This window comes from Flavobacterium procerum (assembly GCF_042431625.1).
GTDB classification, from domain to species: domain Bacteria; phylum Bacteroidota; class Bacteroidia; order Flavobacteriales; family Flavobacteriaceae; genus Flavobacterium; species Flavobacterium procerum.
In genome coordinates this window covers 305,675-318,364 of record NZ_JBHLYW010000029.1, presented here as the reverse complement: position 1 = coordinate 318,364, position 12,690 = coordinate 305,675, and the positions used below count along the sequence as shown (strand labels likewise).

The 12,690-nt window shown below is 36.8% G+C and carries 9 protein-coding genes; all 9 read right to left on the bottom strand.

Annotated features, from left to right (window positions below; genetic code table 11):
• Positions 1-9: 9 nt before the first annotated feature.
• The 9 genes from ACFFLS_RS24110 to ACFFLS_RS24070 all read right to left on the bottom strand — a co-directional run bounded on the left by ACFFLS_RS24110 (position 10) and on the right by ACFFLS_RS24070 (position 12,602).
• Positions 10-1,443, bottom strand: coding sequence for a glycosyltransferase family 2 protein (locus tag ACFFLS_RS24110; protein WP_379682859.1), 1,434 nt, complete (start codon positions 1,441-1,443; stop codon positions 10-12).
• Positions 1,444-1,453: 10 nt separating this feature from the next.
• Positions 1,454-2,275 carry a hypothetical protein gene (locus ACFFLS_RS24105; RefSeq protein WP_379682860.1) on the bottom strand — a complete coding sequence of 274 codons (822 nt, stop codon included), beginning with the start codon at positions 2,273-2,275 and terminating at the stop codon, positions 1,454-1,456.
• 2 nt (positions 2,276-2,277) lie between these two features.
• Positions 2,278-3,492 carry a YaiO family outer membrane beta-barrel protein gene (locus ACFFLS_RS24100; RefSeq protein WP_379682861.1) on the bottom strand — a complete coding sequence of 405 codons (1,215 nt, stop codon included), beginning with the start codon at positions 3,490-3,492 and terminating at the stop codon, positions 2,278-2,280.
• On the bottom strand, positions 3,492-3,857 hold the full coding sequence (locus ACFFLS_RS24095) for a response regulator transcription factor (RefSeq protein ID WP_379682862.1): 366 nt from the start codon (positions 3,855-3,857) through the stop codon (positions 3,492-3,494). Before ACFFLS_RS24095 ends, ACFFLS_RS24100 begins: the two co-directional genes overlap by 1 nt.
• 75 nt (positions 3,858-3,932) lie before the next feature.
• On the bottom strand, positions 3,933-5,918 hold the full coding sequence (locus ACFFLS_RS24090; RefSeq protein WP_379682863.1) for an ATP-binding protein: 1,986 nt from the start codon (positions 5,916-5,918) through the stop codon (positions 3,933-3,935).
• A gap of 100 nt (positions 5,919-6,018) precedes the next feature.
• Positions 6,019-6,801, bottom strand: a complete 783-nt coding sequence (locus ACFFLS_RS24085) for a hypothetical protein (protein ID WP_379682864.1) — start codon at positions 6,799-6,801, stop codon at positions 6,019-6,021.
• A gap of 73 nt (positions 6,802-6,874) precedes the next feature.
• Positions 6,875-8,284: a TolC family protein gene (locus ACFFLS_RS24080; RefSeq protein WP_379682865.1), complete on the bottom strand. Its 1,410-nt coding sequence runs from the start codon at positions 8,282-8,284 to the stop codon at positions 6,875-6,877.
• A complete protein-coding gene (locus ACFFLS_RS24075) occupies positions 8,284-11,433 on the bottom strand; it encodes an efflux RND transporter permease subunit (protein ID WP_379682866.1) in 3,150 nt (1,049 codons plus the stop codon). The genes ACFFLS_RS24080 and ACFFLS_RS24075 overlap by 1 nt, the downstream gene beginning before the upstream one ends.
• 26 nt (positions 11,434-11,459) lie before the next feature.
• Complete coding sequence (locus tag ACFFLS_RS24070) at positions 11,460-12,602, bottom strand: efflux RND transporter periplasmic adaptor subunit (protein ID WP_379682867.1); 1,143 nt, start codon at positions 12,600-12,602, stop codon at positions 11,460-11,462.
• Positions 12,603-12,690: the final 88 nt, after the last annotated feature.

The following is a 12,690-nucleotide window of genomic DNA, read 5'->3' as shown; positions in this document are numbered from 1 at the left end:
AAAATTACATTATGTCTTTTTGGTGAATCCTTTTCGGGTCATTTCGCCCCAGCCTTTGGTTCCTTTGATTTTGTCTTTATATCCTATCAAAGCAGCATATACGGTAAGCGGATGAAAATATACAGGCTCGATAAAAGCGGCTAACAACAATTTAAAAAAGTCGGCCTGTTTTGGATATTTATGATACGTACGCTCTTCGCTGAAAAGCGCAATAACAGAGAACATAACAGCAAAAGTATAGACAAACAACACGAGCAGTAAGAAGAAATGCCAGTTGAGCAATCCGAATATGATAAAGAAAACTGTAATGACAAGACCGATAAATTCTATTCCCGGAGCCAGAAATTCGAACAATGTCCAATAAGGAACACTCAACATACCGAGAAGTTTGTATTTAGGGTTTAAAAACATTTTTTTATGAAAACTTAATGTTTCTATAGTTCCCCTCATCCAACGACTGCGTTGTTTCTTGAATATTTTGAAATCTTCGGGAGCTTCTGTCCAGCAAAGCGGGTCAGGAATATAACAAACTGTATAAGGAAGTTTATTTTCGAGCATATAACGGCGCATTCTTACTACCAATTCCATATCCTCTCCAACAGTTTTAGTATCGTAACCACCTGCCAAAAGTGCAATTTCCTTATCAAAAGCACCAAATGCACCACTGATCAGCAGAAGTCCGTCTAGTCTTCCCCAAGCCATACGCCCGAGAAGAAAAGCTCTTAGATATTCTAAAACCTGAATTCTAGACAACATTACATCTGGAACATTTACTTCAACCAGACGTCCGTTTTTAATAACACATTGGTTGGCAATTCTAACAACACCTCCAGTCGCAATTATTCGTTTTCCTGAAGATTCTAAGAACGGTTTGGCCAGTTTCAAAAGCGAATCCTTATCCAAAATACAGTCCACATCAATACAAACCACATAAGGGTTATTTGCGATATTAAGCCCAGCATTCAGGGCATCGGCTTTACCTCCATTTTCTTTGTCTATGACTACAAGCTTTTTAAAAGCCGCATTTCTGGAAACATATAATCCTTTGATTTTTTTAGTTTCAATCTGTGGATGAAAATCCCGTTCTGCCAAAACAAGATCATAAGTCTTGATCAGAATTTCCATCGAATTATCTTTACTTCCATCATTTACAACTATAACTTCATAATTATTATAATTTAATGAGAGTAGCGATTTCACGTTTTCTTCAATCGTAAAACTCTCGTTGTAAGCCGGAGCGATAAGCGACAGTTTTGGAGCAAATTCGCTGGTAAGAAGCACTTCATAATCGACAAAGCTGTTTTTCTTAAGGTAGCTTCGCAGTGCTTTTGTCGACAGATAAGCCAATACTAGATAAGAAGACATAATCAAGATTGCATAACCCAAAATCAGGAGTATATACATATCGAGAAACCACTCTAAGTCATTAATTAAAAAATCCATTTTTGTTCTTTTAAAGTGTCAGCGTCTGCAAAACGTTTTGTGCTTCGTATTTTATTAAATTGTTAGTGGTCCTAGCGGCCAATTCGGCTACATAAGGAACTTTTTGTGTAAGCTTTAATTCTTTGATAAGCTTTAGTCCAAGTGCTACTACAGTTGTATTTTGCGATTCGAGTAAAAGCTCAACTCCTTTTGTATCGCCAATATCATGTTTTTTGAAAGCACTGATGATGTTTACCTGCGTCCAGTCGTCAATCGGATCGGAATGTTCTGTAAGATGTACGATTCCTTTGGTTCCGGCAAGTTTTATACAAGCATTTATCGCCGTAATCTTTAACGTTTTGTTTCGGGCTTTAGAAAATGCGACAATATTGCCAAAAGCATCAGAAATATTCAGTTCTGCAAGTTCTGTTATTCCTTTGCACTTAACTTCCCATTTCAGGCTTTTTAGTTTTCTAAACGAACCTTTTATCAATCCCGAATCTTTGTAAAACTGTTCGAGCTTCTGCGCATAAATTCCCTCGTAATTTTTATGAAGATTGATAAGCGATTCTACAACAGTTTCTCTGAAAAAAGAAGTATCAAAAAGCACCATAAGGTTTTTATCTTCTTTAATAACCGAATAAGAAGCGTCTTCAAAAATTATGGAAGCCATTAATTTTTCGATTAAAATACTGTATTCATTTCTTAATCTTTCTTTTTTGATATTCCTGTTTCGGCTTTCGATGATTAACAAGTACAGAAAAACAGATGTTGCAACAAACAAACAGATTGAAAAGATGAGAAACGGCACTTCCCATTGACCGTTTTTGTAAAACTCCCAGATTTTTTCCATGCCTAAAAACGTTTCGTGACAATTAGCTGTACATTAAATCTGTTTCTGTATTCTCCCGGAATATATTCTTCATATTCATAAAGAAAAATCGGGCGTACAAAAAATGAATCTCCTAAACGATGCTGGTACTGAATGCCTGCTCTATACGCTTTAAGCGGTGCTGTAAAACCGTTATAAAGATAGAGATAAGGAACGTTTCCATACTGAAGTTCGAGTCTGATTACGCTTTCTTTCTCCTCATTTGTTTTTTGTAAACTTAAAACGTGCGAAAACAGTTCGTTTTCAGTATCGTAATACGGACGATAAGCGATGCTGTATGAGCCAGCATTATACGCCAACTGTCCTGTAAGAAGAGTTATATCGCTGGCATCAAAATGCATAAAACGAGCGCCCAGCGAGAAATCAAACTTTTTGTATGGAGCAAAATAATATTCTAAGCCTCCTTTTGCAATAGGAAAAACAGTTTCTCCTGTTGAAATTCCGGCATTGGCATACAGATAACTTTTATTTTTGAATGTCTGATAATAATCGGTTTCGAAAAGCATTTGAGTATCATTGTTTGCATGACCAATATTTGCTCTTCCGACAATAGCCGATTTTGAAAATTTATGAGAATACTCGGCATATCCATAATGAAAAGGAGATTGTCCCGGATCGGAAGTAGACACATTTAAATAAGAAACAGAAACTGCATTTTTTGCTTTACGTCCAATTAGTGTTCTTATTCCTCTAAATGCCTGAGTACTGTTTTCGGTAACTGGCAGACCATCGATAATTTCTAAAGCTTCTTGATTGCGATTGAGTTTCTCGAGACAATTTACTTTTATTTTCAAAACTTCGGCATCTTGAGGATTTACTGCCAAATATTTATCGCAATATTGAACACAGGAATCCCATTGCTCCGACCAATAATAAATATTGATAACAGCTAATAAAGCATCTGGATTTGGATTGCTTCTATCCGTCAATGGCTTTATTATTTTTAAAGCTGTCTGATACTCTTTTTTCCAGCTGTAAATTCGTCCTGTATACACCTGAATGTCTTCGTCTTGGGGAAATTTAACTCGCAATGGCTCAATCAATGACAAGGCATTATCAAAATTTCCTTTCTCAACTTCACTTTTTACCTTCTGCATAACCGCATCTGGAGAAATTTCTTGTGCAAATGCTAGAGCTGAGAAAAACAAGAATAGTATTGAGTAACAGAATTTATTCATTACACACGCGTATTTAGCAATTTATTAATTCGAACTAAAAGAACCGCAGGGCTTACGGGTTTGGCTATAAATTCGTTTGCACCTATATCAAAAGAATCCAATTCGGTTTGTTCGACACCTGACGAAGTCAATATAATGATCGGAATATCAGAACTAATGTTCTGTCTTACATATTGTGTAATTTCCATTCCGCTGATGCCGGGCATGTTGATGTCTGTTAGAATCAAATCATAGTTTTTTGTTTCGATAGCATCCAATGCGTCTTTTCCGTCAGAAAACTGATCAACGGTAAATCCTTTGGATTCTAAGAAAAATGATAATGATTTGCGTAGGATATCATTATCTTCTGCTAAAATAATTTTCATTGGTTTTAAATATTTTGGGGCTTTATTCCTCCATATTATCTACATATTGTAAAGCTAGTTTATATTTATGTTTTATCATAATTCCTTCAAAATTTTAACGGCATCTTCAATACCGCAATACAGTAAATTGATTCTATCCTCGATTTCGTTTGTTAATTTTCCTAATGAAGATTCTTCTTCAATTAAAGAAACGTAGCCGCTAAGATCTGTAAGCATAAAAATATCCAAACTAGATTTCATATTATGAGCCAGCCTTTTTACTGCATCTGCATTATTTTGCTGAAAAACTTCTTTAAGCTGTGCCACTTGTTCTGGAATTCTTTCTACAAAAATCTGAATCATTTCTTTTCTGAAATTCTCATCTCCGCATGACATTTCTTCCAGAAAAGATAAATCAAGAATTCTATCAGATTTAGTCTCATTGTCTTTATTCATAGCGGTTTTTATGGCTTTTAAAAGAGCTGCCTGCTTAAAGGGTTTTGGCACATAAGCATCCATCCCGACATTAAAACAACGTTCCTGCTCGCCAACAAGAGAGTGTGCAGTCATAGCTACAATCGGAATGCTCATTTTCATTTCGTTTCGAATATATTCTGTAGTTTGATATCCGTCTTTAATCGGCATCTGCAAATCCATTAGCACCAAATCATATTTGTTTTCTAATAAAAGTTCGATGCCTTCTTCGCCGTTATTTGCAACATCCAATTCAAAGCCAAAATTATTGATTACGCTTTTGGCAAGTTTCTGATTTAGAATATTATCCTCGCAAAGCAGTATTTTAAGTTCCCCCAAATTATTTGAGGATGATGTTTTTGATACAGTCTGGTTTTTAGATGCTTTTTTATAAGTCAAAGTAAAGAAAAACTCAGAACCTCTTCCCTGATCGCTTTTTACATTAATTTCTGCATTATGAAGATCGACCAGCTGTTTTACAATATTTAATCCTAAACCAGTACCTCCAAATCTTCGGGTTGTAGATTCTTCGGCTTGTGTAAATCGGTCAAAAATGGTTTTAAGTTTATTTTTTTCAATTCCGATACCAGAATCTTTTACCGAAAATCGCAGCGAATAATCATCTTCTGTTTCATCAGTTTTTTTAACAGAAACCGTTACTTCTCCTTCAGTTGTAAACTTAAGCGCATTTCCTACCAAATTTACCAGAATCTGATTTAATCTTCCTTGATCTCCAATAACCATTTCAGGCATATCTGCATCAAGATAAAGATTGAATTCTACATCTTTGGCAACCTTTATCTTTAAGAGATTGTAAACATGTTTAAGGGTTTTTCTCAAATTAAAAGGTTCCGAATCTATAGTCAGATTTCCCGATTCTATTTTAGAGAGATCGAGGATGTCATTGATAATCAAAAGAAGGTTTTCGCCAGCAATCTGTACGTTATCAATATATTCACTCTGAATTTCATCTAAGCTGGTCTGCGCCAAAAGATCTGTAAAACCGATTATTGCATTTAAAGGTGTCCTGATTTCGTGGCTCATATTGGCCAAAAAACGATCTTTTGCCAATACAGCACGTTCGGCAATTTTTTTCTGAGCGTCCAGTTCGAAATTTTTTGTTCCCAATTCGAGCTGTGCCATTACGTGTTTTGCTACAATCGACAATGCATTTCTTTGATTTTCATCAAGCTTTTTAGTAACATGGTCAACTGCGCAAATGGTTCCAATATTATAGCCGTCGGGAGTCGTAAGCGGTACACCTGCGTAAAACCTTACATTAAATCCGCCAGTTACATTGGGATCGTCTTTAAAACGTTCATTTAAAAATGTATCGTTTATCTCGACCATTGTAGATTCCAAAATAGTATATCGGCAGAAAGTAATTTCGCGTGGCACTTCAGAAACACCAATACCAATTTCAGATTTAAACCATTGTCTGCTTTCGTCAATAAACGAAATATGAGCGATTGGCACACCACAGATATACGAAACAAGCTTTGTCGCATCATCAAAAGCATGATCTGGCAGTGTGTCTAATATGTTATAACGTCTTAAAGCGGCTAAACGTCCTATTTCATTTTCTGGTATTGGAAATTTATCATTCATTTTGTCAGCGGGTAGTGCCTGCAAAGGTAAACTAATTTGCTCTAAAACACTACAATCCTTATGTTTTAGGCACTAGCCATTATTCAAACTAAAAATAAACCTATAATTCTTCATATCCAAAAAGCTCAATTTTAGCCACAATTACGACAAGCATATCTTCTAAAAGAACTTTTTTATCTCTAAATTCTTTCTGTACTAAGCCGTTGCTTATTCGCAAAATAAATTCTCCTGAACTAACATAATTTGAAGCATCTTCTCCAATTTTTGGCGGAATCCTTTTCAAAGCTTCACGAAGTGTTACAGTGATAATCTTATTATGAATGACTACCAAACCTGAGCCTTTTTCACCCAATTCAAAATGATGTCCTCTATGTTCAAGCAGTTTTATCAAAGCATCCATAAAACAGAGAGCTCGCAGTAATTTTTTATTCGAAACATTAAAAAAAAGAACTCCTTCAGAACGCGAAAAAACGTCGATTGAGATTTCTTTATCAGTCCAAAACAATTTAGTTCTTTCGATTATTTGTTTTGGTTTTTTTAACGAACGTGAAACTTTTAAAGGAGCCTTTAAATCGCTGCGGATTTCTTGAGCCAAATCCAGCAGAGGTGTTGCTTTTGAAGTCTTGCGAAGTTGCAGTTCATAACCTTTTTTTACAATTTCGATATGACTATTTCCAAAATAAACGGGTGAAAGTTCGGGTTTTGGAGCTTTTAAATAAGGTGATTTTGTCCAATACGTGCTTCCCGGAAGTGGTACCTCCAGTTTGAAACAGGCATCTTTTATTCGTAATCGAGGAATATTGTATTGCCTAACGATATGATTCATCGGTAATTTCCAGACCAAATCATACAATTCTAAACGACTGAATTTAACTTTTTCCATATGAATGAATGGCTTAAAAGCATAAAAAACAAATACTCCGTTGTATCAACGAAGTATTTGCTTGTGAATTAATTTAATTTACCCCTCCGCCTAAAGCTCGGTACAGCTCAGTGGCGGCATTTAATTTTTCTAATTTGATACTGATTAGTTCCAGATCATTCTGCAATGCGCTGTTCTGTGCTGCGATTACTTCAAGATAAGTAGCCATGGCACTTTTGTACAATAAGGATGCATCTGTCGTGGCCTTCTCTAATGAAATTGCTTTTTCAGTAGCTCTTTCAATCCGTTCGTCAGCATATTTTAGTTTAGCAAGCGCGCTCGAAACCTCTCCTACAGCAGTAATAAAAGTCTGCTTGAACTGAATTACTGTTTTTTCTTGTTCTAAAGACGCAATTTCATAAGCCGTTCGCAGTGCTTTTTTCCTAAAAATCGGCTGCGCAAGATTGACAGCCAATGTTTTGGTAATCGACCCTGGAAAATCGAACCAGTCATCAAATTCAAATGAATTTGCTCCAATTGATGGATTTATACTCAAAGTCGGATACATATTGGCTTTTGCAAGTCCTGTCTTGGCTGTTGCCGACATTACTGCAAATTCACTTGCCTTAACATCGGATCTACGGCTTAAAAGCAAAGCTGGAACACCTGCTGTAATACTGACATCAATTTTAGCGGCATCCAAATTTCCGGCACGACTAATAAGGTTTGGATATTCACCACATAAAATTTGCAAGGCATTTTCCTGAACCGCAATATTTGCTTTTGCCATCGGAACCAAAAGTTCTGCTGTTTTTTTCTGTGCTTCCGTCTGATTTACAGCCAAAGAACTAATACTTCCCGATTTATACTGAAGTTGCATCATATCTAATGTACTGGTGCTTAACTCAATATTTTTCTCAGCGATTTTCAGCTGTTCATCCAATCCAAGGAGATTGTAATAAGCCTGAGCCACCTGTACAATAATTCGGGTTTTTAATGCCGAAAGATTTTCTCTCTGGGCAAAATAAGCGGCTTTAGCATCACGTTTCTGTAACGCCGCTTTTCCCCAGATATCGGCTTCCCACGAAAGTCTCAATACCGCATTGTAATCGTCCATATAATTTTTGCTGGTAAACTGCGAGCTTAAAGAACCATTCAGCGAGTTTTTAGACATGTAGTTTCGACTTGCCCCAGCTTCAAAATCAAGAGTTGGCAACAGCGACAATTTTGCCTGTTTATAACTCAGATCCAGCTGTTCCATACTTTTCATTGCAATAAGCACCTCGTTATTTTTAACGAGGGCTTTTTCAATCAAATCAACCAGCAAAGGATCTTTATAATAATTTTTCCATGGAAGAAGAACCGTGTCTCCTGTAACCGAAGCTTCTTGATTATACTGCTCCGGAGTCTGCAAATCTGTTCTTGCATATTTCTTTCCGACCACACATGAAGTGAGCAGCAATGCAATGCAGAAAGAACTTATTATTGTATATCGTATTTTCATTACTCTTGCTTAACTGTTTGAATTATTTTTTTGCTTGATACTTTTTCCTGCAGATACTGAAAGACAATGAATAGAAGCGGAATTACAAAAACTCCTAAAATCACACCGCTCAACATCCCGATTGAAGCGCTGACACTAATAGATCTATTACCCACAGCTGTTCCTCCAGAAGCAAACATTAACGGAATCATACCAACAATAAATGCCAGCGACGTCATTATAATGGGTCTTAACCTTGATTTTGCTCCTTCGATTGCCGCTTCAATAATACTTAACCCTGCGAGACGTCTTTGTAATGCAAACTCAACAATCAAAATGGCATTTTTAGCCAGAAGTCCGACAAGCATGATTAATCCGACCTGAACGTAAATATTGTTATCTAAACCTACTGCTTTAACTCCGGCAAAAGCACCTAAAATACCCGTTGGAATTGAAAGCAAAACGGCAAGCGGTAATAAGTAGCTTTCGTATTGCGCTGCTAATAAAAAGAATACAAACAATAGGCATAATCCGAAAATCGCAACGGTTTGGTTTCCTCCTGCTTTTTCTTCCAAACTTAAACCTGTCCATTCGTAGCTGTAATCTGCTGGAAGATTATCCAGAACTTTCTCTAAATTTCCCATAATCTGACCGTTACTATAACCTGGTAAAGCCATTGCTGTAATATTTACCGAATTATAAAGGTTGTAACGGCTTACTGATTCTGGTCCGTATACTTTATGGAATTTAACGATTGATTTTACTGGAACCATTTGCATATCAACATTTCTTACGAAGATTTCATTAAATGCATCTTGATCCATTCTAAAAATTCCGTCGGCTTTTACATTCACTCTGTAAAACTTACCAAATCTGGTAAAATCTGAAGATTGATCTCCTGCAAAATAAGTCTGAATGTTTCCTAAAAGCTCTTTTATATTCACTCCCATCTGGCGGGCTTTGTCTTCATCAACTTCCAATTCCAATTGCGGATAATCGGCTCTAAAAGTCGTATACGCATATTGAACTCCCGGTTGCTGCATAATTTGACCAATCACTTTATCAGACATCTTTTTTAAAGTTTCTGGATCTCTTGCCATTCTATCCTGCAAGACAATTTCTGCTCCACTTGTTACCCCAAATCCTTCCACTGGAGGCATTCTGAATACCATAATCGAACCTTCTTTAATTGTCGATAATTTGGCCGTAACGCTATTCAAAATTTCATCAATATCCTTTACTTCCCCTCTTTCTTTTTTAGGCTTTAGTTTGATAAATCCTAAACCGTAAGCTGTACTGGCACTGTTGCTCAAAATGTTAAATCCCGTAATACTCGTATTAACATCAATAGCTTTTTCTGATTCTAATATTTTCTCCATTCTCTCAACCACTGCAGTCGTACGATCCAACGCTGTTCCTGGAGGCATAGATAAACTGTACACCATGAATCCGTCATCTTCTAACGGAACAAAACTTTTTGGTGTAGACATCATCATATAAACTGCAAGTGCCGTAATTCCGGTAACTAATCCTGCAGCAATCCATTTTTTTCCGATAAGGAAACGAACACCTTTAATGTATCTTCCTGTCAGGTTATTGAAACTTGAATTGAAACCGACGAAAAAGCGGTCTTTAAAACTCGTTTTTTCTTCGTGATTGCCATGTTTATCTCCGTGATTTTTCAACAACAAAGCGCATAGTGCTGGTGTAAGCGTCAAGGCATTTACTGCTGAAATGATGATTGCAATCGCTAATGTATATGCAAATTGTTTGTAGAAAATTCCGGAAGAACCCGTCATAAATCCAATCGGAATAAATACGGCTGACATTACTAAAGTGATTGAAATTACAGCTCCTGTAATCTCCGCCATTGCACCGTGAGTAGCTTCTTTTGCTGAAATTCCTGCATCTTCTTCCATTTTACTGTGAACGGCCTCGACAACTACAATCGCATCATCGACCACAATTCCGATGGCCAGAACCAAAGCAAAAAGTGTTAGGATATTAATCGTAAATCCGAAAACCAATAGGAAGAAAAACGTTCCCACAATCGCAACTGGAACCGCAATAGCTGGAATAATCGTCGAGCGAATGTCCTGAAGGAAAATAAACACTACGATAAATACCAGAATAAAAGCTTCAAATAATGTTGATTTTACCTGCCCTGTTGCTTCGTCCAATCTTTCTTTGGTACTCATTACGTTTACGTATTTAATACCTGGAGGGAAAGACTTTGAAAGTCGTTCTACTTCTTTATTAATCCCGATTTCAATATCGTTGGCATTAGAACCAGAAGTTTGTAAAATTGCCATTGTCACAGCATTTTTACTGTTTGATTTGTTGTCCCCGCTGTACGAAATAGAACCAAATTCTACTCGTGCCACGTCTTTTAATCTTAAAACATTACTGCCATTGTTTTTAACCACAATATTTTCATATTGCTCTGGCTTGTTCTTTTTTCCTTTGTAGCGAATTACATATTCTAAAGCCGCTTTGGATTCTTCTCCTAATTTACCCGGAGCCGATTCTAAACTTTGTTCTGCAATAGCCTGTGTCACATCTGAAGGAACTAAACCTGCATTTGCCATTTTACGCGGATCGAGCCAGATTCTCATGGAGTAATCTTTCTGACCAAAAATCTGAACTTGTCCAACACCTGGAACACGTTTCATTTGCGGTACAAGGTTTATATTCGCATAATTCTGCAGAAACAATTCGTCGTATTTGCTATTATCATCTGTGTACAAGTTGAAAATAACAATCATACTATTCTGTTGTTTCGAAGTCGTAAGTCCCATACGAACAACTTCCTGCGGTAATTTTGGCGTTGCCTGCTGTACTCTGTTCTGAACGTTTACGGCAGCTTGATCTGGATCTATACCTTGCTTAAAAATAACGCTGATTGAAAAAGATCCGTCGTTACTGGCTGTAGACTTAATGTACTGCATATTTTCAACTCCGTTAATCTGTTCTTCCAGTGGTGTTACTACAGAACGAATAACGGTTTCACTATTTCCTCCTGGATACGAACCACTTACCATTACGGTTGGTGGCGAAATATCAGGAAATCTCGTTACAGATAATCTGGTAAGACCTATAATCCCCAATATTACCAATACAATAGAGATAACTGTGGCCAATACCGGCCTATCTATTATTTTCTTTAACATGGAAAATGTTATTTTATATTTTTAAATCAATTATTGTTTGATGGTGTTTTTGGGGCATTTTTAGGAACCACTTCCATGCCGTCATTTAAAACATCAATAGAATTTAAAGCGACTTTGTCACCGCTTTTTACACCGCTTTTCACGAAATAGTTGTTCCCAGCGCTTCCTGCGATTTCAATAGGAACCATTGCCACTTTACTGCTGTCTTTCAATACAAAAACAAAAAATTTATCCTGAATATCCTTGACACTTGCCATTGGAACAGAAACGACTGAAGACAAACTATTCTGAAGCACGATTCTTGCCGAACCGCCTGATCGCAATAGTTTTTTAGGATTTGGAAAAATGGCTTTCATTGTAATTGACCCTGTAGTACGGTCAACATTGCCACTTGCGGTTTCTAAAGTTCCTTTGTGCTCATAAACCGATTCGTCGGCCATAATTAGGCTGACCGATTTTTTTGAATTCGAATCTTTCATAAAAGAAAGGTAATCGGCTTCGCTCATTGAGAAATAAACAAAAACAGTATTAATCTCAGATAAAACCGTCAACGGAACAGCATCTGCTGGCGTTACCAAATTACCGATACGATTCGGAATTCTGCTGATATAACCGCTTACCGGAGCTTTAATCAAAGAAAAATCAGCATTAAGCTGCGAAGATCCTAAAGCTGCTTTTGCCTGTGCTGCCTGTGCTGTTGCTGCGTCAAGATTAGCTTGGGCTGTTTTCAGCTGGATTTCGGTATATACTTTTCCTTCTACAAGCGGTTTTATTTTTTCTACTTCGAGTTTTGCATTTGCTACAGCGGCCAAAGCACTTTTATACGAAGCACGACTGCTGTTTACTTGTTCTGCAAATACATCTCCTTTAATTTTAAAAAGCGATTGTCCTTTGGTTACATAATCGCCCTCTTTAACATAAATAGCTTCAAGATATCCGGAAACCTGTGCTTTAATATCAACATTGACGCTTCCTTCAATAAGTCCAGGATATTTTTTATCTACTTCTCCTGTTAACGATTCAGCTTGAAGAAAGTCAACTTCGGGTTTTGGAGCAGCAAATTCGCCGGCATTTTCGCCTGCTTTACCACAAGAATAAAGGCTGGCAAAAAGTAATAAAACAGCCAGCTTTTTTAGCGGCATATAATTAAGAAAAATTTGTTTTGTCATTTTTATATCATTTAACGAGTATAGAATTCGATGACAAAGAAACGTTTCAAAACCGCCTTAATTTGGGAGAATTTTACTCAAACGTCGT

Excerpts from the sequence above, each read along its gene's own strand:
- ACFFLS_RS24105 (WP_379682860.1), bottom strand. The coding sequence starts at position 2,275 with ATGGAAAAAATCTGGGAGTTTTACAAAAACGGTCAATGGGAAGTGCCG.
- ACFFLS_RS24110 (WP_379682859.1), bottom strand. The coding sequence starts at position 1,443 with ATGGATTTTTTAATTAATGACTTAGAGTGGTTTCTCGATATGTATATA.
- ACFFLS_RS24075 (WP_379682866.1), bottom strand. The coding sequence starts at position 11,433 with ATGTTAAAGAAAATAATAGATAGGCCGGTATTGGCCACAGTTATCTCT.
- ACFFLS_RS24090 (WP_379682863.1), bottom strand. The coding sequence starts at position 5,918 with ATGAATGATAAATTTCCAATACCAGAAAATGAAATAGGACGTTTAGCC.
- ACFFLS_RS24080 (WP_379682865.1), bottom strand. The coding sequence starts at position 8,284 with ATGAAAATACGATATACAATAATAAGTTCTTTCTGCATTGCATTGCTG.
- ACFFLS_RS24095 (WP_379682862.1), bottom strand. The coding sequence starts at position 3,857 with ATGAAAATTATTTTAGCAGAAGATAATGATATCCTACGCAAATCATTA.
- ACFFLS_RS24100 (WP_379682861.1), bottom strand. The coding sequence starts at position 3,492 with ATGAATAAATTCTGTTACTCAATACTATTCTTGTTTTTCTCAGCTCTA.
- ACFFLS_RS24070 (WP_379682867.1), bottom strand. The coding sequence starts at position 12,602 with ATGACAAAACAAATTTTTCTTAATTATATGCCGCTAAAAAAGCTGGCT.
- ACFFLS_RS24085 (WP_379682864.1), bottom strand. The coding sequence starts at position 6,801 with ATGGAAAAAGTTAAATTCAGTCGTTTAGAATTGTATGATTTGGTCTGG.